Here is a 26,554-nt window from a genome sequence, read left to right on the forward strand (position 1 = left end):
TAATCAATTAAAGTAAGTAATAGCAAACAATACCTTATTATAAAGGTTGAATATCGACTAATATATTGCGATAAGAACAGTATTGCACCTCTACACCGCTTTGACGATATACACCTTGACGCGTATGAGAGCTATGATCTTTATACAAAGTTATAGCATGGCCTTGACCTACCCGCACCGCTTTACCATCAGCCTGACGACTTTGCGTTAAACACAATAATTGGGCTAATTGGCGATAATTATCTCGCTCAAATATATCTCCTGAAACTAACATAGGCGTTTGGATAGTATTAGCAGCAAATTTCCAGTCAGAAAACTGTGTTCTTAATAAACCTTGTTTTAATTCTGCACTATCGTCTCGGGTTAAATAGTGCGTACTCACTTTTTTTATTGTTAACTTGCTGCCCTCTCCAGAGCCCTCAGAACTTTGATTATCAACTAGAAAAACACCATTCTCGCCTAATACTTTAAATTCAACGACCTGCTCATTTTCTGTAGTTGTTTTAAATTTAACTAATAAAGCGGTTGTTTCATCAATACCAAATCCGAAAGGGCTCTGGGTATCATGTAATAAGCGAATTAAACGGCCTTGTCGACCTTGTTCGGATAATTGGCTATCTACTACTCCCCAAGGAAACAAGCCTAAGCCCCCTTGACTTGAAAAGGTTAAGTGGTGTTCTGCTAAACCATTTAAACAACTCTGATCTTTATCACAGCCTGCTTGTGGCGCTGGCAAGTCAAAAGCACCGTATTGCATGGCACTATAACTATCACCGCTAGTTAGCATAGGCGTTTTCATACCTTGATAACTACGGCCAGATATTGCTGTAGCAGCAGAGTCATTTGCAGCTAAAATAATTTGTCCTGCTTTTAGCATCCTATCTAATTGTTGTAGTTCTACAGAAGCTGAACCATCTTGCAACCGAAACGCTTGCACTATACGACTTGCATCACCATCAGCAATAAAAATAGCATCAGCACGCTTTAGTTGATTAACAGCGGCTTCCCCTCCAGCCTGGCAAAAAGATTCTAGCTCTGCCATAAGATCTGGATAAATCCGCTGTCGTTGATAACTACCATGAAATTCTGCAATTAATTCAGACAGGTTTTCACAACTAGCTTTGCCACTTTCAGCTTGTTGCTGTGCCATCTGATAGGCAGCAGTAAGTGGTAGCCAACTTGCAGTCATACCCGCTTCATTAAATAAGTTGGTATAAAAGTCAACATCAGAAAAAGGGTCTCTAGCTCCGGCGGTAACTACTAGGATCCTAGGTTTACGCTGTGGTCCCGCAACTTGCTGAGCAAGTTCAACAATTTTTTGCAGAATCTCAATTGAGAAGATATCTTTTGTTTGCTTTAAGTCTGCATATACTTTTTGACGCAAACTATTACGCCTATTGCTTTCGCTGCGTACCATAATCTGTAATTGGTCAAAAATATAATTAACCTCACGATCAGTCAACGCATTATATACAACACGTCCAGAGATCCAGACACCATCAACCTCTAAATCAGCACCGCGTAACAATCGCAGTAATTCACGCTCTGTTACCTGTTCATTATCTAATCGGTTAGCAAGGTGCTGCAATAAAGCTAAAACTTGCTGTTGTTCAATAATCCGCTGTTCCCCCCAAAAGGTTGGATCAGCAATATTTTTAATATTTTCTGCAGTTAAATTAAATTTAGCTGAACTTTTGGCAGCTGCTGAAAATACATCTTTACTAGTGCAAAACTTAGTATCTGTTGAGCTGCAAACTTTTAAGCCACCACCAATCAATACCATATTATAGTCAGCTGCATTATTTGCAGTTGTACTTGTACTATTTGCTGCAACCGAGCAAGTCATTAAAATACTAGTTAAATATAGGCTTAGTAATTTCATTGTTCTCTTTCTTATTCTTAAGCACCGTTAGCTGAACCAGCAAAGTGACGCATACCAGATTTATACTAACATAGATTATCCTTTATTAGCTTCTTTGCCAATTAGAACAAAAAACAATCGTACTTTATCTTCAGTTAATCTAATATTTTAAGCTAAATTAAGCTTAACCTAAAACAAAATGTTACTAAGATGATAACTATGCCGTCATTGCAATTAACGTTATAGCAAAATTTTTTATTGAGTTAATACAATATAAGCTAAAGAACTAATAGCAATAGCACACCACAAAACTATGGCTAACATCATTGGTTTTAGCCCCGCAGCCCGCATTTTATTTATGCTTATACCTGCACCAACAAAGAACAAGCATAAAACTAAGGTTCGTTTAGACGCTGCAAATATTAGATCATAATACTGGCTAAATTGAGGTAAAAAGTAGCTAATTAAGATAGCAGCTATATAAGCTATAATAAAAGCAGGGATCCCTATCGACTTAGTTTCACCTCTAAACAACAAGGATGAAAATAGTGCTAGTGGTACTATCCATAATGCTCTTGCCAATTTAGTAGTAGTAGCCACTTCTAATGCTTCTTCACCGTAAGTAGAAGCAGCACCTACTACTGATGACGTATCATGGATTGCAATGGCGCTCCACAAACCAAAGTTATATTGTGATAACTCTAAAATATGACCAATGAATGGAAATAAAAACAAAGCAATAGCATTGAGGGTAAAAACACAAGCTAGTGCAATCGCCATCTGCTCAGCTTTAGCATTAATAGCCGGAGCCACTGCCGCAATCGCGCTACCTCCACATATTGCCGTTCCTGCTCCAATTAAATAACCAGTCTTTTGATCAAGCTTTAACAGTTTAGTTAGCATAAAGCCAAGCACTAAGGTCAAGACTATTGAGCCCACTACTAAAGGCAAACTTTGCTTACTAATGGCGATGGCTTGTTGTAAATGAATACCAAAACCTAAGCCAATAATAGAAATAGATAACAGAGCTTTAGTCATGGCCGCTATATTAATGGCTTGTGGGAGTAAGCCAGCAGTAGCCACTAAAAACCCCATTATTAATGCCATCGGCGAGCTAATAATAGGAAATAAGCACAACATAGCTAAAACAGTAAAAAGCCAAAAACGGACATCTTTAACTGTAGAATATATAGGCATAAAGCAAGACTATAGTAAGTTGATAAGTTTAATAACTGTTATTATACGCTTCTATCAGCTTTGTTGATAGAATAACCCTTTGCCAGCGCTTAGCTAAAACTGTATTTATAGTCGGTACTGTTTTAACTAATTTATTAAGCCAATTATATTAATCATATGAAAATATACGTAGATGCTGATGCTTGCCCTGTTGTAATTAAAGACATTATTTTTAGAGCCGCAGAGCGCAAAAAAATCCAGACCATTTTAGTGGCAAACCAGTTAATTAAAGTGCCACCTTCGCGCTTTATTTCTGCTTTGCAAGTATCACATGGTTTTGATGAAGCCGATAACGAAATTGTTCGCCGCTGTGAAGCTGGTGACTTAGTAATCACAGCCGATATTCCGCTTGCCGCAGACGTATTAGCCAAAAACGGCTATGCCCTTAACCCCCGTGGCGAGTTATACAGCCAAGATACCATTAAACAAAAGCTTACTATGCGTGATTTTATGGATACGTTGCGCGGCAGTGGTGTTTATACTGGTGGCCCACCGCCTTTAAATCAAAGTGATCGCCAAGCTTTTGCCAACCAGCTTGATACATTATTGCAACGCTACAGTGTTTAGCTCAAAAGCCGGATTAGCAAATGCTATTTTATAATTAAGCTTATAACTTTACAGGCTCCATAACTGTTTAAACTCAGTTGCTTGACGTCTGGAGATCTCTACCTGTAAGTCTTTTTGTAGATTAACTTCAAAACCACCACTTATTGTAGGTTCAATAGCGCTAATGTACTGGGTATTAATAATCCAACTACGGTTAGCACGAAAAAATATTTCAGCCGGCAATTTCTGTTCTAAACCAGCTAAAGTGCGATAGATCATTGGCCTACCGCCTTTAAAGTGCACTTTGGTGTAATTACCTTGAGCTTCAAAAGCAAAAATATCACTAAGTGTAACGAAGTAACAGCGCTCACCATCTTTTAAAAACACCTGACTATGCAGAGTCATTTTGGCTTGTAAACCAATATCAGGCACTTTTGCTAAGGCTAATTTTAAACGTTCCAATGTCACTGGCTTTAGCAAATAATCTTTAGGTTGATAATCGAATGATTTGAGTGCGTACTGATCAAAAGCCGTGACAAAAATAACATGAGGTAATTTACCAACAGCATCCAACTGCTCAAGTAAACTAAAGCCATTACCACCTGGCATATCTATATCAAGTAATAATAAATCTGGCTGGCTCGTAACTATAACGTTTATAGCTTGCTTGACATTTTCAGCCTCGCCGACAATATTAATGCCTTCACACAGCTGCAATTGATTTTTTAGCTCAACTCGAGCAAGCCGGCTGTCATCAATAAGCACAACTTTCATGCTACCTCTCCATAGGTAAACAAATTTCTGTAATTACACTTTTATCTTGCTGATACAATCTAAGGTTAGCTTCACCGTTATACAATAACTGCAAACGTTGTTTAATATTGGTTAAACCAACTCCTGTTTTATTACTGTTTAATGGTTGTAAAGTGCCATGATTACGCACAATTAGACGTAACATATTGCTTTGAATTTTTGCTTGTATACAAATCTCTCCACCCTCAGTCATACGGCTTATGCCATGTTTAATAGCGTTTTCTACACAGAGTTGCAGCAATAACTTTGGTACCCGTAAAGACCTACAATTACAGGCGATATGTTCTTGATATTGTAACCGCTGTTCAAATTGAATCGAACATAAATCAATATAGCTGTGTACTATGGCTAACTCTTGCTCAAGCGTAACCTTAACACCGTCCTTAGAGTTCAGATTATAGCGCAGCATCTCTGATAGCGAAGCCAGCATAGTGCGTGAACGTTCAGGATCCTCTAAAATTAATGCCCGTATATTATTAATCGCATTGAATAAAAAGTGCGGGTTAAGCTGATTGATCAAAGCATCTAGTTGAGTCGCATGCAGTAACTCTGTTGTTGAATGAAGCTGTCGTACCTTAGTTATGGCAAAGTAAAGTGCTGACCAAAATAATAGTGCCCCCAGCATATTAAAGTAATTGCCAAAAAATAATGATTTAATCACATACCAGCGCTGCTCAAGCGGTATTGGAAAACTAAACTCGGTAACTGAAAGCATAAAATAGCTGAGTATCATTAAAGAAACAGCTAAAAACGCCCCTAAAACACTACCTATAATCAAAACCCTAACTTGAGCAATAGCAGTAGCATTTGGTACTTTTGCGCGATAATAACTGCGTAACAAATGTGAGCTATAGCCTAAAACACCTATTAATATTGCAGCATATAAAAACTCAGTTTCTACCACTATGGGCCGGTTAATTATCAGCAAAACAAAAGTTGCATATAGCAAGCTCCAGCCAAGCCATTGAAGCCAACAGTAAGTCTTTGTCATTCTGTCTCACCCTTTTGTTGCTGGGCTTGTGTAGTCCATTCCTTTAGTAAGAGGAGTCCAAGTTCATTAACCGGTATAGCAATATTGCTTAACACTACAATACCGACTTGTTGCTTGGGATTAAACGCAATAAAACTTGCAAAGCCGCTTGTTTGTCCATTGTGCCAAAGCAGATCATTATTTAACATCCAACCCACTGTCATTGCGGGCTTATCAGCCAGCGTTAACGGAGTAAGCCAACGTTCAATTATGCTATTTTGATCTTTTTGCTTAAACACTGTTTGTAACATAGCAACCATATCATCTATTGAAGCAACGATACTTCCTGCACCTGCCATACTATCAAAGTGCCAATGTGGAACTGGCTCGCCGTTAATAGCGTAGCCTGTAGCTAATTTATCAATATTCACCCCAACCGTTTGTACGACAGCAGTTGTCATATCTAAGGCTTTAAATACACGCTGATGCATTATATCGCTGTAACTTTGCTTTAAATCATGTGTAAGCAAACTTCCTAGTATGCCATAGCCATAATTAGAATAATGAAAAGTGCGGTCTGAAAACTCTGTCCTAGCGGCAGCTTCAAGTAAATTAGTTAAGTTGTAATTAGCATACGGATCTGTCATATCATCAACAGATATATTCGTCGGTAAGCGAGGTAAACCACTGCGATGAGAGATCAGTTCTGCAAGTGTATATTGGTGTTTAGAAAATTGCGGCAGACTAAACAAACTAGACAGTGGCTGCTCTAACTGCCAGCCATTTTCTTTAGCTACAGCTAAAGTAGCTAAAGCAGTTAATGGTTTAGATATAGAGCCTATTTCAAATTTGGTATCGTTATTTAAAGCTGTTGCTGTTGCCAAATCGGCTAAACCATGAAAGTGATATTTAACATCTTGACCAGCTATGAATGCTATAGCAACGGCATGCTGATTAAATTCATTCGTTAGCCAAGATGATAATGTGCTAATCGATGGTAGTATTTTACTTGCTGCTAGTGCTTTTTTTTTAGCGTTAGCGGCATAGCCATTCCTTGAACAAAGGTTCCTTGCCAAGCATCTTGTTGCCAAGTTGCCTCATAACTGGCATTTAAAACTGCCGATTTAAAACTTAATTTATCAGCTGATAAATTAAATGTTGAAATTGGAATAGCATAGCTTTCCTGCTTAGGACTATCTAAAGTGACATGATATCCCTCAGCAATCACAGCAATATTTAATACCAATGGCAAGCTAGAGAATTTACTGATCTGCAAATCACCAAACCATTGTCGCTCGTTAGCTAAACGCGCTACATCCTCTGGAGTTAAACGTTTAAAAATAACAGGAACATCACCACCTTGAGTAAAAACACCACTAAGTGTTTCACCTGTAAAAGTACCAGTAAAGCTTGCGTTTAACTTATTATCCTTAAAGGTTAGTTTGTTATTATCAATTGAAAAAGTTGTTGGCTCTAATCCTGTCATACCTTGATTAGGGCTACTTATTACTAAACGTTTGCCTTCGGGAGTTGTAGATACCTCTAGTCCTAAAACTATATTAAACTGTGGTGAAAATTTAAGTATACCCCGCCAATATCCTGTTACATCTTGTGCAATAGCAGTTACACTAAACAAGCTAGAAATGAGTAGAATTATTAATCGTTTCATATGTTCATCCTCAAGTAATTTCATCCTTAGCTTAAATCAACCGAACAACATATTGTTAAGAATATGACCAAAGGTAATATAGTAATTTTAACGGTCTTTTTAATCGTTAAATGGTAATGCAGTATTATAGTAAGCCAACCATCGTCTAATTTCATAAATTACCATGCCGATAGCTGAAAGCTTGAGCTAAAGCTTTGCTTCTGGCCTGTTATTGGATCAATAAACTGTAGTTTTTTAGCTAATAGCTGTAAGGGCGCATCAAATTGTGGCGGCCCCTTAGGCTGTAACTCTGGATAATAAATATCATTTAATATCGGCATACCTAGGCTTAGCATATGTAACCGCAATTGATGGGTTTTGCCTGTAACCGGTGTTAACAAAAATAGGCCTTTATTGTCACACTTTGTAGTTAACTGAATTTCAGACTCGCTATTGGCCTCGCCTTTAACGATATGATTAATAAACTTAGGTGTGGCTTTTTCAATTCGGTTTTTTATTTGCCATTGTAAGGGCAAGGCTTGGCTTAACAGCTGCTGTTCGATGCTTGCTGTTAGTTTAGCTACAGCCTGATAATGCTTGGTTATTTTTTGTAAACTAAATAGCTGGCAATAATCTGCTCGACTTGCTGGGTTAATTGAAAATAATACTAAGCCCGCCGTGTCTCGATCTAGGCGATGTAAAGGAACCAAGTCGGTAATACCCGTTTGTTTTTTAAGCCGTGCCAGCAGGCATTCATTCACATACTGTCCTCCTGGCGTAACCGGTAAAAAGTGTGGTTTGTCAGCAACCAGCAAATGCTGATCTTGATATAAAATGCTGTGAGCAAAAGGCACTACAGGTTCAGCTTCTACTTCGCGATAATAGCAAAGTCGTTTACTCGGCATATAGCCTGTTTGTTCTGTAATAGGCTCACCATCATGCCAGTGCACCTTGCCATCAGCAATTCGCTGTTGCCAAACTTGCGCGGTAATAAATGGAAATTTTGCACATAAAAAATCAAATACCGTAGCAAAATGAGCCACAGCAGGGAGTGTTACTTCAGAAGCTTGACCAGCAATAGACACCTAAGCACCTTATTAGTAATTATAAATATTCTATTATCTAGTTAGCCTAGCATAATTTAGCAGCAGCTTAATTGGATTTAATAGCAGCTTCATTGCTTTTAGCATCCTGTCAGCGCTAATATATAAGGCTTACTGTCGGTACTTCCCTTTTTAGGTGTCAAAATCCATGGCTAAAATTCTTCAGAACCTCAATGTCACATACTAATTCTGTACTTAGCTTACGTAATCAACAACTAATGTCATCTACCCGAGTATTTAATGCTAGGGGCAGTAAAGTCAAACGCTGTGAACAATGCTTATTACCAATGGCTAATTGTATTTGTGCCAGCAAACCAAGTGTAGATAGCCACTGTGCATTTTGCTTTATTATGTATACCGGTGAGTGCTACAAGCCTAGTAATACTGGCCGTATTATTGCTGACGTTATTGCTAATAATTATGCCTATGTTTGGGATCGTACTCAGCCCAATCCTAATATGTTAGCCTTGTTACAAAACCCGCTGTATGCACCTATAGTAGTTTTTCCACAGCAATATGCCGAAGCTGAGCGCTGTATTAATTCTCCACTTGAATTAGCCAGTGTTCAAGCGGGCAAGATTCCACTTTTTATTATGCTTGATGGCACTTGGCGCGAAGCCAAGAAAATGTTTAAAAGTCCTTATTTAGCCAAACTTGCTGTGCTAGGCATTCAGCCAGAGCAAGGCTCGGGCTATCAATTACGTGAGGCTGCACATTTGCATCAGCTCTGCACTGCAGAAGTGGCAATCGAAGTACTTAAGTTGGCCAAAGATCATACTGCAGCTGAGGCTTTAACTCGTTACTTTGACGTATTTCGCCAAGCTTATATTGTGGGTAAGCCCCACCTTAGCTTTAATGCACCTATTAAATAACCCAGGAAACTGATAAACATGCGTGAAGTTATACTAAATAAAGCCAATGTTGAGTTGTATAAAATATTAAAATTTGAAGGGCTGTTAAGTAGTGGAGGCGAAGCTAAAGCCGCAATTGACGCCGGTTTAGTTAAAGTAAATGGTGAAGTAGAAACGCGTAAACGCCGTCAGATTAATGCTGGTGACTTAATTGAGTTTGCACAGCAAGAGTTACAAATAAATGTAATGTAGAATAATTATGGCTGGTCACTAATAGCGTTATAAGCGCCAGCCATAATCTAGCTTAATTAGCTGCGGTATCTAGTGGTGCAAAGCTTTTCACTAAATCATCTACTGCTTTCATCTGCTGTAAATAGGCTTCTAATTTAGCTAAAGGCAAAGCACAAGGACCATCACACTTAGCTTGGTTTGGATCAGGGTGAGCTTCAATAAATAGCCCAGCTAAACCTAATGCCATGCCCGATCGTGCTAACTGTGCAGCTTGAGCACGACGGCCATCAGCTGAGCTTTCCCGGCCTCCAGGTTTTTGCAAGGCATGGGTTGCATCAAAAATGACAGGGCCATATTGCTTCATTTCATCCATGCCCAGCATATCAACAACTAGGTTGTTATAACCAAAGCTTGAACCACGCTCGCATAACATAACCTGCTCGTTACCGGCTTCTTTAAATTTGGTGATTATATGACGCATTTCATGTGGCGCTAAAAACTGCGGTTTTTTAACATTAATAACTGCACCGGTTTTAGCCATAGCCACGACTAAATCGGTTTGCCTAGCTAAGAAAGCAGGTAATTGGATAACATCTACCACTTCGGCAACAGGTGCAGCTTGATAAGGCTCGTGCACATCGGTAATAATAGGTACATTAAAAGTTTGCTTAATTTCTTCAAAAATCTTTAAGCCTTCATCTAAACCAGGCCCGCGATAAGAATGTACCGAGGAACGGTTAGCTTTATCAAAAGACGCTTTAAAGATATAAGGAATGCCCAGCTTTTGGGTGACTTCAATATAATGCTCTGCCACACGCATGGCCAGATCGCGTGATTCTAAGACATTAATACCGCCAAATAAAACAAAAGGTTTATCGTTAGCAACTTCAATACTATGACTTAACTTACCAACTTTAATAATTTGCTGCATCATTACTTTCCTGTTTTATATTTACTTATTGGCTTTGGCCAAAATAGTTAAATAGCTTCTGTATTCTTAATAAAACATCTGAATGAACACAGGTTGTTTTGTAATAGCAACTCTAATAGCTAAAGCTAACCAACCTAAGGCACCGATAAAACAAAACCAGCGAATGGCTATGGTGCGGCCTTTAAAAGCCATCACACCTAACAGAATATAGGCAATTACCGCAAACACTTTCTCGGTTAACCAAGGAGAAACAAAAGGATACTGCTGTAAAATAACCATTAAGCCAACTGCACTTAATAATAAAAAGGTATCTATAACATGTGGCGCAATTTTAAAGAACTTTCGTTGTAATAATGAGGCTGACTGCAACCGCATTGCAAAACGAACCAATAAAAAACTCACACTGACAAATACTAATAATAAATGAATATGTTTAAACGCCATGTACATAAGTAGCTAATCCTTCCCATTTAACTAATAAAATATTCTTATACCAACCAAGCTAACTTGCCTTCTTTAGCCAGCAACCACCACTAATACGCCAATTAGCGCCATAGTCTTGCTTAGACTCAATATTAGTAAAACCTTGTTTTTGCAGTAAGTTTCTAACTGCTTCGGCTTGATTATAACCATGTTCCAACCATAACCAACCATTAGGTGTTAAAAACTGTGGTGCCTGTTCAATTATATAGCGAATATCTGCCAACCCCTGCTCAGCGGCAGTTAAAGCGGTTATGGGTTCAAAGCTTAGCTCGGCTAAATGTGCATCTGTACTGTCGATATAAGGCGGATTACTAACAATTAAATCAAATTGTTTGCCAGTTAAAGCACTAAACCAATTACTGTGTAATATTTGGCAATTGCTCAGTTGTAAACTTTGCAGATTACGTTGGGCTAAAGCGACTGCCTCTGCAATATAATCGACAGCTGTAACATACCAGCTAGGTTTGTTTTTAGCTAAAGCTAAAGCAATAGCACCAGTGCCTGTGCCCAGATCTAACACCTGAGCAGCTGGTGGTAAGGTTAAACTTAATGCTTGCTCTACCAAAGATTCCGTATCGGCTCTTGGGATCAAAGTACAAGGGGCAACTTCTAGCTGTAAATCGTAAAAATGCCAATAACCAAATAAGTAAGCAAGCGGTTGTCCGCTTAGGCGCTGCTGTTGCAGTAGCATTAATTGCTGCAATTGTTCAGCTGTTAGCTGTTGCTCAGCTTCAGTATATAAATAGCTTGGTTTAACGCCCAGAACATGGCACAGGCATAACCTAGCTTCAATATCTGGCGTTGTGCTAACCTTAGCTAAAGCTAACCTAGCCTGTTGCTGCCACTGGCGTAAACTTATGCTCATCTTAAGAGCAACAGTACAACTAAAAATGCTTTCATTTACCGATTTTCGTCCGCTAGGGCGGCAAGTAAGTCGGCTTGATGCTCTTGCTTTAACGGCTCTAATACTTGATTTAAGTCACCTTCCATCACATCAGCTAAACGATAAATAGTTAAGTTAATTCTATGGTCGGTTAAACGGCCTTGCGGAAAGTTATAAGTACGAATACGCTCTGACCTATCACCACTTCCTACTAAAGAACGGCGTGTTGACTCTTCAGCTAAACGACGTTTTTCGTCTTCTGCAGCTTGAATGCGTGATTGCAACACACTCATAGCACGGGCACGATTTTTATGTTGCGACCGCTCATCCTGACACTCCACTACAATGCCGGTAGGTAAATGGGTAATACGGATGGCCGAATCGGTTCGGTTAACGTGCTGGCCACCTGCGCCAGAGGCTCGATAAGTATCAACTTTTAAATCTGCTGGGTTAATTTCAATGGCTTCACTTTCAGGGATTTCAGGCATTATAGCCACAGTGCAAGCCGAAGTGTGCACTCGGCCTTGCGATTCTGTATCTGGTACACGCTGTACTCTATGGCCACCTGATTCAAACTTCAATGAACCATAAGCCCCCTCGCCTTGTAAGCTGGCAATTATTTCTTTATAACCACCATGCTCACCTTCATTAGCACTAATTACTTCTAATTGCCAACGTTGCTTTTCGGCAAAGCGGCTGTACATTCTAAATATATCACCAGCAAAAATAGCCGCTTCATCGCCGCCAGCACCGGCACGAATTTCAATAAAGCAGTTGCTGCTATCATTAGGATCTTTTGGCAACAAAAGTATTTGTAAATCACTTTCTAATTGCTCTATCCGTTGCTTGGCTTCTTTATATTCTTCTTGTGCCATTTCTCGCATATCAGGGTCGTCATCTTTTTGCATTTCTTCAGCAGATACTAAATCTTGTTTAGCCTGCTGATACTCAGTAAATGCCTTAACGATGTCTTCTAATTGGCTATATTCTTTAGAAAGTTCGCGATAACGGTTTTGATCATTAATCACAGAGGCATCACTTAATAGTGCTTGCACTTCTTCATAGCGCTCTACCAATCCTTCGAGCTTGCGATATACCGATTCATTCATGCTGTTAATTACCTATTACAGATCTAACAAAGTGTTGATCAATGATTGTTGACTCAGCGCTTGATCCTGCAATAACTGCCGGATAGCTTTAGTCGGGCTGTGCATCAGCCGATTACTAAGTTTATGGGATAATTCAGCCAAAACCTTTTCTGCATCTTGACCTGTGGCCAATTGATTCATTGCTTTGGCTAATAAGTCTGCTCTTATTTGCTCACACCCCTGACGATAGTCTCGCACCCAATCAACATTACCTTGCAAAGCAAGCCATTGCGCAAATTCATTTGCCCCAATATTAATTATTTGCTTTGCTTGCTCAGCTGCTTGTTGTCTATTATTTAGGTTTTGCGCCACTATAGATTGCAAATCATCAACAGTGTATAAGTATGCATCTTCTAAATCTGCTACTTGAGATTCTATATCGCGCGGTACAGCCAAATCGACTAAAAACATTGGTTTATGTCGCCTAGCTTTTAATGCTTGCTCTACCATGCCTTTTCCTACTATCGGTAAAGTACTGGCTGTTGAGCTAATAACAATGTCTGCTTTTTCTAAATATGGTGGAACTTGGGCTAAGGTAATAGCATGGGCAGAAAATTGTTGTGCTAGGTTAACCGCTCTTTCATAAGTCCGATTAGCTACTGTCAGTTGTTCTGCGCCGTGCTCCTGTAAATGTTTAGCTACTAATTCTATAGTTTCACCCGCACCTATTAACAACACTCTAACTTTGCTTAGGCTGCCAAATATCTGTCTTGCCAAGCTAACAGCGGCAAAAGCTACCGAGACAGCATTAGCGCCAATATCAGTTTCTGTTCTAACTTGCTTAGCTACGGCAAAAGTCTTTTGAAATAAACGTTCAAACTGAGGATTAATAGTGCCAGCATTACGCGCTTGGCTATAAGCTTGTTTAACTTGACCAAATATTTGCGGCTCGCCTAAAACGAGTGAATCAAGCCCGGAAGCAACTTGCATTAAGTGGATTGCTGCGGCATTGTCTTGGTGTAAATAGAGATGAGGCTGTAAATCAGCGGCATCAAGTTGATGAAACTTTGCTAACCAAGCAATTACTTGTTCCGCTTGCGTTGTTGAACCGTTAAAATACAACTCAGTTCGGTTGCAGGTAGACAAAACAACAGCATCCGAAATGTTAGTTAAGGTTGTAAGCTCGCGTAAGGCTTCTGGCACTTGCTCCGGTGCAAACGCAACTTTCTCACGCAGCGCCACTGGTGCCGTTTTATGATTAATGCCTAGAGCGAAAATGGCTATCACCTGTATCATCAAAATTATTAGGAGGCGAATTGTACGAAAAAGCCCTAACTAAGAAAAGCACAGTGAAGGATTTTAGTATGGCTAATCGCTGTATTCGCATGTTTTTTGTTGTTGCTTTAGGCCTGTGGTTAACAGGATGCAGCATCTTTAATAACAAAGTGCTACCAGAACAACCTCTAGCTGCTAGCGCTCGCCAACAACAACTGCAAGCAATGCAGCAGTTTAGCATACAAGCTAGTGTAAGTATTAAAACCCCACAAGACTCTATTAGCGGTAATTTGCACTGGCAACAGTTACAACCTAAGCATTATACCGCTCGTTTAAGTAATTTTCTTGGTATTAGTTTATTTGAACTAGAACAAAGCGAAAATGGCAGTCAAATTCAGCTTAAAGGCGAAGCCTATTACGGGGTTGATACCAGTAGTTTATTATGGCAGCTCTCTGGCTGGTCAATGCCTTTAGCTGATATGCCTTTATGGCTTCGAGGCTTACCTGGCAAAAATAGCCAATCTATCCGTTATGATGAACTAGGCCGTGTTACTCATTTTAATTTAATCGATAGTACTGGTATTATTTGGCAGCTTGAATACCAAAGTTTCTTTACTGATTCATTAGCATTACCCAAACGTTTACTACTTAGCAGTGATGACACCAGAATAAAACTGGTAATTCGGAGTTGGCAATGACTAGCATTAAGCTGCCTGCGGTAGCTAAACTTAATTTATTTTTACATATCACTGGCCGACGTCCTGATGGTTATCATAATCTGCAAACCTTATTTCAGCTACTAGATATCGGTGATGAACTAACCTTTACGCTAAGGGATGATCAGCATTTATTGCTTGATTGTAATGATAAATCATTAATTAATGATAATAATCTAGTGCTACGCGCAGCTAAATTAATACAACAAATTGCAGCTAATCGCGGCATTAGCCGTGGCTGTAGTATTTACTTAGATAAACGTTTACCTATGGGGGGCGGCCTTGGCGGTGGGTCTTCCGACGCAGCCACCACGCTATTGGCTTTAAATAAACTATGGCAACTAAATTTAACTGCAGCTGAACTGACCCAGTTAGGTTTACAATTAGGCGCTGATGTCCCGGTGTTTATACAAGGCCGAACAGCTTTTGCCGAAGGTGTGGGTGAAAAGCTAAAACCGATTGATTTACCAAGTAAAATATACTTAATTGTTACACCTGATTGCCATGTTAGTACTGCTGATATTTTTAATCATCCTGACTTAGTTCGAGATAGCCCCATACTCACTTTAAGCACCTTAATGCACTCACCTTGGCGTAACGATTGCCAACCATTAGTCGAGAAGCTGCAGCCAATTGTTGCAAAAACAGTGCAGTGGTTGGTAGAATACGCCCCATCTCGGATGACGGGTACTGGCGCCAGTGTGTTCGCCGAATTCCCTGACCAGACCAGTGCTCAGTATGCCTTGGCACAATTACCCGCTGATTGGCGTGGCTTTATTGCGCTAGGGGTCAACCAGTCACCATTAATGGCTGCGTTGGCAGATACCGAATAAGCAAGCTGACAGTAACTAATTGTTACTGTTTTTATGATAAACCGGACTCACAACTGCCCTGAGGATCCCCACCGTGCCCGACATGAAGGTTTTCGCTGGTAATGCTATACCAGAACTCGCAAGCAAAATCGCCAGCCGCCTGTACATTAAACTTGGAGATGCCGAAGTTGGCCGTTTCAGTGATGGCGAAGTTAGTGTTCAAATAAACGAAAATGTACGTGGTGCTGATGTATTTATCATCCAGTCTACTTGCGCCCCCACTAACGATAACCTAATGGAACTCGTCGTCATGGTTGACGCCTTGCGCCGTGCATCTGCTGGTCGTATTACTGCGGTTATGCCTTACTTTGGCTATGCTCGTCAAGATCGTCGCGTGCGCTCTGCTCGCGTACCTATCACTGCTAAAGTGGTCGCAGACTTCTTATCTAGTGTTGGTGTTGACCGGGTATTAACCGTTGACTTACACGCTGAACAAATCCAAGGTTTCTTTGATGTACCAGTGGATAACGTTTTTGCCAGCCCTGTCTTATTAGAAGATATGCGCAAAAAGAGCTTTACTGCACCTGTTGTTGTATCGCCTGATATTGGTGGTGTTGTACGCGCACGTGCTATTGCTAAGTTATTAAATGATGCCGACTTGGCCATTATTGATAAACGCCGGCCAAAAGCTAACATTGCCCAAGTAATGCATATTATTGGTGATGTTAAAGATCGCGACTGTATTATTGTTGACGATATGATAGATACCGGTGGCACTTTATGTAAAGCCGCTGAAGCCTTAAAAGAACACGGAGCTAAACGGGTATTTGCCTATGCAACCCATCCGGTCTTTTCTGGCAATGCTGCTAAAAACATTAAAGAGTCGGTAATAGATGAGCTAATTGTTACTGATACCATACCACTAACAGCTGAAATGAAAGCCATAGCTAAAGTGCGTCAGCTTACTTTAAGTGAAATGCTAGCTGAGTGTATACGCCGCATTAGCAATGAAGAGTCTATTTCTTCAATGTTTGATTAAATTCAAATATCTACATAACACTAATATATCAAAACCACACCTATTACATTATATATAGTACCTTGAACTATGTATATTGTGTATTAAGGCAGAGAAATCTGCCTTTTTATTTGACAATAAACTCTTTAGAATTATAGTGTATTGTATGTTTAACGTGTATAAAGGAATGAACCTTGTCATCGGTTAAAGTCAAAGCAACTATCGTAGAAGATAATACTGGCATTAAAAGTCAGCTCCCCATCTTGATCACCGAACAAGGTGAAGTTGGTTCAGTTACCGATTACTTGCTAAAGATGGAAGCTGATGGTGCTAGTAATGCTTTAATGAATGGTTTTATACAAGCCACTTCTTTGCTCTTGGATTACATGGAAGCCAACAAAGGATTATTTGAAGATCCTAAAATGCTATTCCAAACCTTTGCTAAGCGTCTTTACACAGGCACCATCGGTGAAGATGGTTTAGATCCCTCTGGCTTGTACTGGGTGCCAAGCTCAACTGATAACGTCAATAAACATATTCATCGATTAACGGCATTTACTGATTGGCTGGCTAACAAGCATGGCGCAGAGCCAATGAACCCTTTGCGAGATGCCACACCTCATGAGCAACGCCTTAATTACGCTGCTTGGTATCGAAAAAACCAAAATGACTTCCTTGGACATATTGAAGATAAAACCGTTAACAAAACCATCCGTAAAGCTCGCACAATGAAAGGACGTACTCCATTGACGAAAGCCGAAGACGATGCTTTAGCATTCCCAGATAAGCATTGGGAATCATTCTATAAAGATGGTATTGGCGGAGCAAAAGATCCACGAGTTGCGTTGAGAGATAAGCTTATGCTGCTCTTGATGCACGGTGGCGGTTTGCGTGAAAGCGAAGCTATTATGCTGTGGGTGACTGATGTATTTGAAGATCCGTATGACCCTGAAAAAGCGATAGTTCGAATTTACAACGAAGTCGATGGTAAAGCACCCGAAGGTTGGCGTAGTCGCTCAGGGACAAAAACCAGAGAAGCCTATTTACAAGAAAAATACGCTCGTATACCACGCAAACGAATGAAAGGCACGGCATACGTTGGCTGGAAAACAAGAGTTGTAGACCATCGAGATAACTACATACAAGTTCAGTGGTTTCCAACGGATTATGGCAAGGTTTTTATGTCACTGTGGAAGAGTTACCAAAAATATCGAGCCAGTATTGACTGCCATCACCCCTATGCGTTCATTTCATTCCATCACAGCGCCCTTGGAAACCCATACACTTTGAATGCGTTTCACCAAAGCTATGCGGCGGGATTAAGGCGCATTGGCTTAGAGCCAAACAAATCGGAAGGGTTAAACCCGCACGGTCATCGTCATAGCTATGGCAGACGCTTAGAGCGTTCAGGACTTAACCCGTTGGTGATACGACGATGTATGCACCATAAATCACTGGAGTCTCAAGTTCCCTACACAGGTAAAGGGCAGCAGGAAATCTCCGATGAACTCAACAAGGCCACGCTACAACTGGCAAATCCTGAGTCCAAAGTAAAATCGCTAGATTGGAAAGAGTTGGTCGAGCACGGTTTTGACGATATTGACCCGCAAGGCTATTTCACAGGCAAGCATCCGAAATTACGAGGTAAATAATGGCAAAAAAAGTCAAGAAACATGACGGGCGCTCATCGGACTTAACGTTTAAATGGATGCTCACCACCCTTGGCCCTGAGTGGCAGCAATGGCAGGAATTAGCCGCTGAGTGGATGGCGACACAGCATGCGGGGGTTGGCCACAAGCTTTACGCGTTGAGCCGTTTTTTTGAGTCCTACTTGTTGGAGTGCGCTCCCTATGCAACTGACATTGGTCTATTTTTCAAGGGGTACAATGGTCATATCTGCTCCACTGAAGAGCTAGAAGCTACTGTGAGAAAAACTATTAACGACCCCGGCAATGTATCAAAATCTATCAACCACTCCTGTGACTTCATTAATTACGTCATTGAACATCATCTATCTGAAGAAGATGATAGCGGCAACTTAATGCCACTGGTTCGCAATCCGCTGAGCAAAATTAAGGTCCAGCGCTCACACACTGAAACCGTGCGTAACCCACTTCCGTATCGTTACATCCAAGACCTGCGCCAAATTTTGTGTCCATTGCCAGATAAAGCGGAACTGACGGTGATTGAGCAAAACCTACCACGAGGCGAGTCGTTACTGCCTAGCTATCACTACCGACATTTCAAGCATTGGGCATGGGCTAAAGAGCAGACAGGGCAAGGCAAACAGGGTGGCGATTGGTTTGAAGTAGAGCCTGACTTGATTGACAAAACCGACCCCGATTGCGTGTGGCGCACCAAAGAAGTGACTAGAGATGGTAAAAGAATCACCCTCCACCAAATCTGGTCACCTGTCAAAGCGATGGTTATATTTATGAAGCTGCATCTGCCACTGCGCACCTATCAAGTGCGTATGTTAGACAGTGGTGAAGCGGATACGTGGCGTTATGAAAGCGGTCATTGGAAGCTCAATGACAAGCATGACTTTGCGCTCGGTAGTGAAAAACGCCCTTTTGGTAAAGGCATCTTTCGCCGTATCCATGACACCATGACAGGCCAGCACTCCACAGGTTTGTATATCAACACCAACAAAACCGCTGACCAAAATAAAGACGAACTTGAGCGGGGTTACATTATTCCTTGGCAGAATGAGGAAGTATTATATTGGCTGGAAAAACTGCGTAACTGGCAGGAAAAATATAACCCTATAGCGAAACCGACAGACTGCACCACGCTGTTAACTAAACATACTAAGAAGCAGAAGTCACAAACCCAGTTAGAAAGCATGGGTGAAATCGCCTTTCTCTTTCGGGATGCATCAGCAAACGGTGATGATAAATACAAACCGATACATGCCGATGCGATGAAACCTTTCTGGTATCAATTGTTACTGGAATTGGAAAACCAGCTCGCTGAGCAAGGTAATACGCTTGATAATGGAGAGCGACTTAAACTGGTTGTGGATTACCCAGAAGGCACTCCAGAAAGCGCTAAGATTGCCACGAATCACCCCCTGCACAGCTTGCGCGTATCCTTGATAACATGCTACACGATGGATACCCAATTGCCACTACCTGTCATATCCAAACTACTGGCAGGACACTCACGTATCCTAATGACCATCTACTACAACAAAATCACCCCGTCCGTGATGGCGGAAAAAATGAGTGAAGCCGAGGGGGAGCTTGAGGGTAAAGCCAAGCAATCAGTGCGTAATTTCCTCAAAGATGCGTCACTAGCGCAAATTCAATGCAAAATGGTCTACCACAAAGAAGACAGCATTCAGGCGGCATTAGTTAACCGTAATCCCATCGGCTGGGAGGAGCGTTCAGCTGGCTTATGTTTGGTCGGAGGCAACACCGTAAAATCCGATGAAGTCAGTACGCTGGGCGGGTGCTGGAACGGCGGTGAGTTGATTAAAGATTCAAGTTCTGCCGCTCAGCGCATCTATGACAGCGTACCGCATGGCCCTGAAAACTGCATTCGTTGCCGTTGGTTTATTACCGAGGCGCGATACCTGCCGGCGCTTAACGCGCAGTTTAATCAACTTAGTTACAAGGCGCACCAAGCGGCTAACCTATCGGTTGAAATCGAGGGTGAGCTAGAAGCACTCAAAGACGAGCAGTTCTTCTGTGAAGAGCAAGGTACGCCTTATACCAAACATAATGACATGCAGGTTCTACAGCGCCGCTATGAAAAGCAACAAGTAGAGGCCGATGAATACACCAAAGACTGGATAGCGTGCTTCGAGCTAATCAGCAAAATCATTCGCGTCGAGGTAGCCCGAAGCGATGACGACACCAAAGATAAATTGATTGCAGTAGGGAATGAACAAGATATTAGCCATGCCTTGAGGTTTATCGAAACCGACTCAGAGCTCTTACACCTCTCCTTGCTATGTGACGATGCCGAATTCTTCCCTGACTTGCAGGATGAACTTCGTAAAACGCCCGCCATTCAAAAGCGCTCCATTGAACTCAGTCGCATGCTGATGAAAAAGGGTTTTGAACCTATCTTCTTGGAAATGGATGAAAAGCAGCAACTCATTGCTGCTAATGCCATGCTTCGTCACATGGCAAAAATAGCAGACCCTCATGACAAATTAGAGGGCTACCGCAAAGTCGCCAACTACATTGAGGCAGGTGAGTACCTTGAAGAAAACAAACTATTTAGTGCAGGCATGAGTGCGCTCACTGGTAAAGCCTTGCACCTAGAAAATCTCACCCAACCTGCGCTCTTGGAGGGTTAATGGACATTAATATTGATATCATCTTGGCTGACCTAAAAGACGACAAAGTGCCAAGAACCCAAAAAAACCTAGATAAGCTTAACGACATCCTGAAAGCCTATGCAGGATCGGGGCAGCGTGATTTCTCCATTGCACAAATGGGGCGAGTATCAGCAGCAGAGGGTGGCCCAGGTTACGAAGCGTTACGAGCAACCAAAAACAAGCACTACCGCACCTTGATTGAAGCATGGGCAGCAAAGTGCAAAACAACCACCAAAAAGCCGTTATCGCCAACCTCACGCTCTAAGTCTGTTCCACAGGATAACAAGCTACTTGAGCGTATTCCAGACCCTGCGGTACGGGCTTTGTTTGGTCAGATTATTGCCGAGCGCAACCGTTATCGCAAAGAGGTTAATCTGCTAAAACAGCACGCGAATATTACCATTGATAAGCGTCCTGTACGTCAGTTTGATGCAAGCGCAGAGCCGAGTGTTGAAGTCTTGCCTTCACTATCTGGCATCTTGACCGAATCTGAGAAGAAAGCCTTAGCCTACGCTATCTCTGACGAATGTATGGAAAAACATAACTGGCAAACCACACAAGCAGGCCAAGTAAAAGACATGGAATACAACACAGAAATATTCCCTAGAGGCTTTGCGACAGGTCTACGCAAGTTGTTAGGTGAGGTAGATGATTAATGGCGAACGGTCAGCAAAGAGCGCAGCAAAACCTCGAAGCATTTGAAGTATGGCAAGCCACTCAAACTGATGATGACTTTAAGCAAATCGCCTTTAAAGGCAAGCTCAACCGCATCGAAGTAGCAAAAGGGGTTGGTTGCGGTAAGTCTGCCCTTAACCAAAATCCTACGCTTAGAAAAGCGCTCAAGGCATTAGAAGACAAACTGCGTGATAAAGGTATACTCCCGCCACTGACCGAATCTGCAAGGAACAATACCGACAAACCAAAGCAATACGACAACACGGCTAATCGCAAGCTGCTCGACTCAAAACGAGTATCGACCTTAGAAGCTGAAAACATTGAGCTAAAAGCCAAAGTTAAAGAGCTGGAAGGTAAACTGGAGCGGTTTGGCGAACTGAATGAAACCTTGTCAGAAATGGGGTTTATGCCACGATGAAATTTACACTCCATCAAGACCAAATGCGTGTCACGAGCATTCCTTACAGCTCTACCAAAATGGTGATATTCAGTGGCGTGCCACTGAAAAAAAACTCACACAAAACCAATAGCGGCAAGTATTACGTCACCATCAAAGCTGATCCAGATGCCATCCCCGTTCAACCAGCCCTCGGCCAGCACTGGTCAGTGAAGGGAACTCGTTTGGTAGAGGAAGTAGAAACAGGTGATTTCGTGATGCAGCAGCATACCTATGAATCACCAGAGCACATCGAATGCAGCCTGCCAGAAACGGGTGAACAGCTTATTCGCTTTATTGCCAGAGAAAGTGATTTCAAAGGTATCGGTGAAAGTAAAGCTAGAGCACTCTGGGAACTGTTAGGAAAGGATTTTCACCCAACGGTTAGAAAAGACACTCATGAATCAAGAGATCGCCTTAGAAGTGTCCTGAGTGAAGATTCTATCAATGCGTTATTTGAGGGTTACGCCAAATATAAGAATCTGGCCTACTGCAACTGGATGACCGAACACAAGATACCAGCAAGTATTCAGCAGCGCTTATTGAAGCATCATGGAGAAGAGTCCATTGAGGCTATTAAACAAAATCCGTATGTCCTTATTGGGTTTGGAATGTCGTTTACGGATGTCGATAAACTGGTTAATTTTGACCAGTTTAAGATCACAGCTTGTGATCACCGCAGACTAAGTGCCGCACTTGAAACCGCGATTCGCAAAGAGATTGAGAAAGGCCACACCTATACAACTCAAGCATGTTTACGCCCATACCTAACCAAATTACTCAAAGATAAGGAACTGGTGACGGAAGCGTTTAAAGCTGGTCACAACAAAGCGCAATACATCCTAAACCCTGACACTGGCTCTTATCATCCAACCGCCCAGTTGTTGATGGAAAATGTCGTTGCCAAACGACTTAAAGCACTAGCTAATCAAAACAACCTTTATGACGAAGTTGCAAATTCTGCATATTGCTCTTCGGTTGATGAATTACCATACGAGCTAACCAAGAAACAGATTGAAGCAGTGACAACGTGTTTGGATAACGCCGTGAGCTGTATTACGGGCGGAGCTGGCACAGGTAAAACCACAGTCCTTAGAACCGCACTTCGAGCCTACCATCAAATGGGATTTGAAATACATGCGGTCGCGCTGAGTGGCAGAGCCGCTATGCGCTTGCATGAGTCAATTGGCTTTATCACCTCAACTATCGCTAAGTTATTACGTAGAGAGCCTATTGAGCCAAGTTCAGACCAGCCAAAGCATTTACTGGTAATAGATGAAGCCAGTATGATTGACTTGCCAACCATGTATCGCCTGGTCAACCATATTCACCCATCGGTTCGTATTATCTTTACTGGCGACCCTGACCAGTTACCACCTATAGGGTGCGGCAAGGTTTTGGCTGATATCGTTCTATCTAAAGCCATTGCTAATACTATGCTAGATATCGTTAAGCGTCAGAAAGGCTCAACGGGTATTCCTGAATACTCCAAGCTCATTAATCAAGGTATCGTGCCTGAAAAACTAAGTACGGGGGCTATTCACTTCCACGAAACGGCAAAGAGCGACATTGGTCAAGCCTGTTGTGAGTTGTATCAGCAATCACCTGAAAATAGTCGCGTCATGGCACCGACCAAGGCACTCGTTGCTGAAATTAATAAACTAACCCAAGAGGCTGTTAACCCAAGCGGTAAAAGGCTTGAGTTTGAAATGCACGGTGAGAGATTCTTTCAAAACCTCAGATTGAATGATGCGATTCTATTTACGCAAAACCACTATGATAAAGGCATTCAAAACGGCTCTCTTGGTACGCTTACCAGCATTGACTCATCCGGTGAAACTTATGGTGAAGTAACGCTGGATACGGGGGATAAAGTTGAGGTCACACAGTCCGTGCTCGATTGCATGGAGTTGGGTTATGCAATAACCCTTCATAAAGCTCAAGGCTCGCAGTTTCCTAGAATCATTATTGCACTACAGAAAGGCAAAATCGTTGATAGAGCGTGGCTGTATACCGCGATTACCAGAGCCGAGGTTGAGATCCATATAGTTGGTAGCTCGGATGAACTAAGGGGTATTACAGATGCCCACAGTAACTCACATAAGCGAAATAGCTACTTGAGTGAACTACTACACCAAAATTAGCAAAGCTGCAAAACATCACCCAAATTTATCACCACGAACAATCGCGGCTTACAACCCGTTGCACTTTCATGTAACCACCAGCTTCAGCAGTCATACAATTAATTGATCGTCAGCTATGAGCGAAAAGCAGAGATTCAGCACCTCAACACAATCCGCATGCGAATGACCGCTTTTACCGCAAAACCGGACATGAAGCCCAGTTTATTTAAAACGAAATTATCGGTCTATAGGGCTAATTGTCCCTGATGAATGTTGACCGATGACATGTGTATATATTTGAGTTGTCTTCAAATCCGTATGCCCTAACAGCTCTTGAACTGTACGAATGTCTGTTCCCGCTTTTAAAAGCTGCGTTGCGAAAGAGTGCCTGAATGTGTGTGCGGTAACGTGTTTCTGAACACCTGACCGTATAACAGCGCTCCTTAATTTCTTTGTTAGGGACGTCCAATGCAAGTGATGGCGGCAAACATATCCATCCACTGGATGCTTACACCTGACAGATGATGGGAATATAAATTGCCACTTAAAATCAGAAATTGCGTAAGGGTATTTTCGAGCGAGCCCTGGCGGGAGACTTGTTTTACCCTCACCTTCGCAAAGATCCTTTTCATGAAGATCACGAACCTTTTCAATATGCAATTTAAGGGGTTCAACAAGCTTTTCAGGTAACATCGTGACTCGATCTTTACCGCCTTTGCCACGAAATACATAGACATTCCTTGACTCAAAATCGATATCTTTAACTCTTAGCATTAATAGTTCTGCTTTCCTTAGCCCACAACCATATAAAAGCGAAAACATCAGTTTATAGCTACCGGATAGCTGATTGATGATACTCATTGCTTCGTTATGAGATAAGACGGATGGAACCCGTTTAGGTGCGCGTGCTTTTATCGTATCAGGTAGTAAAGTAAGTTCTCTCTGAAGTATATGTTTATACATGAAGACGATAGCGCAAAGCGCCAAGTTTTGAGTAGACGCCGTAACTTGTCGGTTTACGGCTAAATATGTCAAAAAATTAGTTACCTCTTGTTCCCCCATGTTCTTAGGATGCTGTTTTTTGTTAAACAAAATGAAGCGTTTTATCCAAAGTAAATAGGTTTTTTCAGTCTGAATTGAGTAATGCTTGGTTCGCATAACCTGTCTGATGCTTTCAAGGAAAGGTGAACGAGTCATGTAAGCTCCTTTGTTGATTATCGAGTGTGTTACTGAGACTTCTCAGTAACACCTGATGATAAGGATGCTAAATCAAGATAAGGCATTGATATTAATAATATTACCCCGTTTTGGGGTGGAGGCATTACTGAGAAGTCTCAGTAATGTCGTAAATTAAAAGTAAATTAAGTCCTTAACTAGCTTCTTAAGTTATTGATTTTCAGTAAACTCATAGGTATAAATTTGTTTTGCCTTTCGGATGTTACTGAGAGGTCTACATAATAACTGTTATGCGCCACATCAGAAACAAGGAAGTTTATGTTCTTTAAATACATTCTAATATTTTCAAGCATGTTCGTTTTTTTACCTTCTTTATCATCGGTTGAAGCCAGCGAATTATCTGAAAAAAGCGTCGAGCTTGAAAATGTAAAGATTAATTATCAATTCTTAGATCGCACTTCTATTGAAAAAGAGTCTGAGATAAATGAGCTTGTATCTTCGGCCTTTTCGCTCTTTTCAAAATTATTTGGTGGCTTGCCAAGAGACCTTGCTGGAAACGAATACTCTGAGATTTCTATCAAAGTTAAACAGGGCAATTATTTAGGAGGCGAAGCGGATCCCCAATTAATTATTTTGACCTGGTCAAATGGGGATATGTTTGGCTACGGTAACTGGAAAACCCTTTTGCTTCATGAAATTTTTCATTTATGGAGTGCTGAATCAATTAGATACGAAGATGGTAGTGAGCATTGGTTTAACGAAGGCTTCGCAGAATATTATTCATTTAAAGCCGCTGCCCAACTTGGCTTAATATCAGCGGAACAAGCAATTTCAATAGCAGCTTTTCCAATTGGATATTACTCGGCATCAAAAGGATTAGGTCAAATATCAATGAGAGACGCAGGAAAGAGCAACAAAACTAAGTTTGATAATTACTTTCTCATTTATCATGGTGGCTGGGTTGTGGCTATGATCTTAGATCAAGAGATTCGCTCTAAAACGGATGGAAAAAAGAGTCTTGATGATGTAATGGCATATATGTATAAAAATTATCCTAGAAATAGGAAACTCTATAATATTGAAGACATATCAAACAGTGTTAAAAAAACTACAGACGTTGATTTCTCTGAGTTTTTAAATAAATATGTGACTGGTTCGCAGACAATACCTATTTCCAATTACTTACATTTAAGCGATGCAATTTGGAGCTATAAATTTAATACACCTAATAAATTAAAATATAAGTACCTCTACCAAACTCTAGGTATAAAAGGTATTGAGTAATAACCGGCACGGCGCATAACAAGGCGCTGTTGTCGCAGCTATCGCTGCTGGGACGGCTTACGCTG

General features: G+C 41.3%; 25 protein-coding genes. 12 read left to right on the plus strand and 13 right to left on the minus strand.

Features of this window, described 5'->3' with window-relative positions; genetic code table 11:
* Positions 1-37: 37 nt before the first annotated feature.
* Positions 38-1,882: a cyanophycinase gene (locus RDV63_RS11415; protein ID WP_313909623.1), complete on the minus strand. Its 1,845-nt coding sequence runs from the start codon at positions 1,880-1,882 to the stop codon at positions 38-40.
* Positions 1,883-2,116: 234 nt separating this feature from the next.
* Positions 2,117-3,058: a YeiH family protein gene (locus RDV63_RS11420; protein ID WP_313909624.1), complete on the minus strand. Its 942-nt coding sequence runs from the start codon at positions 3,056-3,058 to the stop codon at positions 2,117-2,119.
* A 156-nt stretch (positions 3,059-3,214) separates the two neighbouring features.
* Between RDV63_RS11420 and RDV63_RS11425 the strand changes: the two genes are divergently transcribed.
* Complete coding sequence (locus tag RDV63_RS11425) at positions 3,215-3,664, plus strand: YaiI/YqxD family protein (protein WP_313909625.1); 450 nt, start codon at positions 3,215-3,217, stop codon at positions 3,662-3,664.
* 48 nt (positions 3,665-3,712) lie between these two features.
* Here RDV63_RS11425 and RDV63_RS11430 read toward each other — a convergent pair whose 3' ends face one another.
* The 5 genes from RDV63_RS11430 to RDV63_RS11450 all read right to left on the minus strand — a co-directional run bounded on the left by RDV63_RS11430 (position 3,713) and on the right by RDV63_RS11450 (position 8,159).
* The gene (locus RDV63_RS11430; RefSeq protein ID WP_313909626.1) at positions 3,713-4,417 is read right to left on the minus strand and encodes a LytTR family DNA-binding domain-containing protein; all 705 of its coding nucleotides are present in this window, start codon (positions 4,415-4,417) and stop codon (positions 3,713-3,715) included.
* 1 nt (position 4,418) lies between these two features.
* Positions 4,419-5,447 (minus strand): sensor histidine kinase, encoded by a 1,029-nt coding sequence (locus tag RDV63_RS11435; RefSeq protein WP_313909627.1) that lies wholly within the window; start codon positions 5,445-5,447, stop codon positions 4,419-4,421.
* Complete coding sequence (locus tag RDV63_RS11440; protein ID WP_313909628.1) at positions 5,444-6,502, minus strand: serine hydrolase domain-containing protein; 1,059 nt, start codon at positions 6,500-6,502, stop codon at positions 5,444-5,446. The genes RDV63_RS11435 and RDV63_RS11440 overlap by 4 nt, the downstream gene beginning before the upstream one ends.
* Entirely contained in the window at positions 6,442-7,095 is a 654-nt protein-coding gene (locus RDV63_RS11445; RefSeq protein ID WP_313909629.1) for a hypothetical protein, read from the minus strand. Before RDV63_RS11445 ends, RDV63_RS11440 begins: the two co-directional genes overlap by 61 nt.
* A 158-nt stretch (positions 7,096-7,253) precedes the next feature.
* Positions 7,254-8,159, minus strand: a complete 906-nt coding sequence (locus tag RDV63_RS11450; RefSeq protein ID WP_313909630.1) for a pseudouridine synthase — start codon at positions 8,157-8,159, stop codon at positions 7,254-7,256.
* A 191-nt stretch (positions 8,160-8,350) separates the two neighbouring features.
* On the opposite strand from RDV63_RS11450, the gene RDV63_RS11455 reads away from it, so the two are divergent.
* Both RDV63_RS11455 and RDV63_RS11460 read left to right on the plus strand, forming a co-directional pair.
* Complete coding sequence (locus RDV63_RS11455; RefSeq protein ID WP_313909631.1) at positions 8,351-9,049, plus strand: tRNA-uridine aminocarboxypropyltransferase; 699 nt, start codon at positions 8,351-8,353, stop codon at positions 9,047-9,049.
* A gap of 18 nt (positions 9,050-9,067) precedes the next feature.
* Positions 9,068-9,280, plus strand: coding sequence for an RNA-binding S4 domain-containing protein (locus tag RDV63_RS11460; protein WP_313909632.1), 213 nt, complete (start codon positions 9,068-9,070; stop codon positions 9,278-9,280).
* Between the two features lie 52 nt (positions 9,281-9,332).
* On the opposite strand, the gene kdsA is transcribed toward RDV63_RS11460, so the two are convergent.
* The 5 genes from kdsA to hemA form a co-directional block, all read right to left on the minus strand.
* Positions 9,333-10,193, minus strand: coding sequence for a 3-deoxy-8-phosphooctulonate synthase (gene kdsA / locus RDV63_RS11465; RefSeq protein ID WP_313909633.1), 861 nt, complete (start codon positions 10,191-10,193; stop codon positions 9,333-9,335).
* Between the two features lie 63 nt (positions 10,194-10,256).
* On the minus strand, positions 10,257-10,640 hold the full coding sequence (locus tag RDV63_RS11470; protein WP_313909634.1) for a SirB2 family protein: 384 nt from the start codon (positions 10,638-10,640) through the stop codon (positions 10,257-10,259).
* Positions 10,641-10,692: 52 nt separating this feature from the next.
* Positions 10,693-11,538 (minus strand): peptide chain release factor N(5)-glutamine methyltransferase, encoded by an 846-nt coding sequence (gene prmC / locus RDV63_RS11475; RefSeq protein ID WP_313909635.1) that lies wholly within the window; start codon positions 11,536-11,538, stop codon positions 10,693-10,695.
* Positions 11,539-11,573: 35 nt separating this feature from the next.
* Positions 11,574-12,665, minus strand: a complete 1,092-nt coding sequence (gene prfA, locus RDV63_RS11480; RefSeq protein WP_313909636.1) for a peptide chain release factor 1 — start codon at positions 12,663-12,665, stop codon at positions 11,574-11,576.
* A gap of 15 nt (positions 12,666-12,680) precedes the next feature.
* The gene (gene hemA, locus RDV63_RS11485; RefSeq protein ID WP_313909637.1) at positions 12,681-13,940 is read right to left on the minus strand and encodes a glutamyl-tRNA reductase; all 1,260 of its coding nucleotides are present in this window, start codon (positions 13,938-13,940) and stop codon (positions 12,681-12,683) included.
* Between the two features lie 68 nt (positions 13,941-14,008).
* Between hemA and lolB the strand changes: the two genes are divergently transcribed.
* The 8 genes from lolB (at position 14,009) to RDV63_RS11525 (ending at position 24,050) form a co-directional block, all read left to right on the plus strand.
* Entirely contained in the window at positions 14,009-14,617 is a 609-nt protein-coding gene (gene lolB, locus RDV63_RS11490; protein ID WP_313909638.1) for a lipoprotein insertase outer membrane protein LolB, read from the plus strand.
* On the plus strand, positions 14,614-15,468 hold the full coding sequence (gene ispE / locus RDV63_RS11495; protein ID WP_313909639.1) for a 4-(cytidine 5'-diphospho)-2-C-methyl-D-erythritol kinase: 855 nt from the start codon (positions 14,614-14,616) through the stop codon (positions 15,466-15,468). The genes lolB and ispE overlap by 4 nt, the downstream gene beginning before the upstream one ends.
* An 82-nt stretch (positions 15,469-15,550) precedes the next feature.
* Positions 15,551-16,486, plus strand: coding sequence for a ribose-phosphate pyrophosphokinase (locus tag RDV63_RS11500; RefSeq protein WP_409934833.1), 936 nt, complete (start codon positions 15,551-15,553; stop codon positions 16,484-16,486).
* A gap of 173 nt (positions 16,487-16,659) precedes the next feature.
* The gene (gene gmtY / locus RDV63_RS11505) at positions 16,660-18,117 is read left to right on the plus strand and encodes a gamma-mobile-trio recombinase GmtY (RefSeq protein ID WP_313909641.1); all 1,458 of its coding nucleotides are present in this window, start codon (positions 16,660-16,662) and stop codon (positions 18,115-18,117) included.
* Complete coding sequence (locus RDV63_RS11510; RefSeq protein ID WP_313909642.1) at positions 18,117-20,774, plus strand: integrase family protein; 2,658 nt, start codon at positions 18,117-18,119, stop codon at positions 20,772-20,774. The genes gmtY and RDV63_RS11510 overlap by 1 nt, the downstream gene beginning before the upstream one ends.
* Positions 20,774-21,451: a gamma-mobile-trio protein GmtX gene (gene gmtX / locus RDV63_RS11515; RefSeq protein WP_096865009.1), complete on the plus strand. Its 678-nt coding sequence runs from the start codon at positions 20,774-20,776 to the stop codon at positions 21,449-21,451. The genes RDV63_RS11510 and gmtX overlap by 1 nt, the downstream gene beginning before the upstream one ends.
* Positions 21,451-21,888: a VPA1267 family protein gene (locus tag RDV63_RS11520; RefSeq protein WP_016807539.1), complete on the plus strand. Its 438-nt coding sequence runs from the start codon at positions 21,451-21,453 to the stop codon at positions 21,886-21,888. The genes gmtX and RDV63_RS11520 overlap by 1 nt, the downstream gene beginning before the upstream one ends.
* Complete coding sequence (locus RDV63_RS11525) at positions 21,885-24,050, plus strand: AAA family ATPase (protein ID WP_313909643.1); 2,166 nt, start codon at positions 21,885-21,887, stop codon at positions 24,048-24,050. Before RDV63_RS11520 ends, RDV63_RS11525 begins: the two co-directional genes overlap by 4 nt.
* 216 nt (positions 24,051-24,266) lie before the next feature.
* Here RDV63_RS11525 and RDV63_RS11530 read toward each other — a convergent pair whose 3' ends face one another.
* A complete protein-coding gene (locus tag RDV63_RS11530; protein ID WP_063100060.1) occupies positions 24,267-25,226 on the minus strand; it encodes an integron integrase in 960 nt (319 codons plus the stop codon).
* Between the two features lie 297 nt (positions 25,227-25,523).
* Between RDV63_RS11530 and RDV63_RS11535 the strand changes: the two genes are divergently transcribed.
* On the plus strand, positions 25,524-26,489 hold the full coding sequence (locus RDV63_RS11535) for a hypothetical protein (protein WP_313909644.1): 966 nt from the start codon (positions 25,524-25,526) through the stop codon (positions 26,487-26,489).
* Positions 26,490-26,554 lie beyond the last annotated feature (65 nt).

It is taken from the genome of Rheinheimera sp. MMS21-TC3 (genome assembly GCF_032229285.1).
Classification (GTDB): domain Bacteria; phylum Pseudomonadota; class Gammaproteobacteria; order Enterobacterales; family Alteromonadaceae; genus Alishewanella.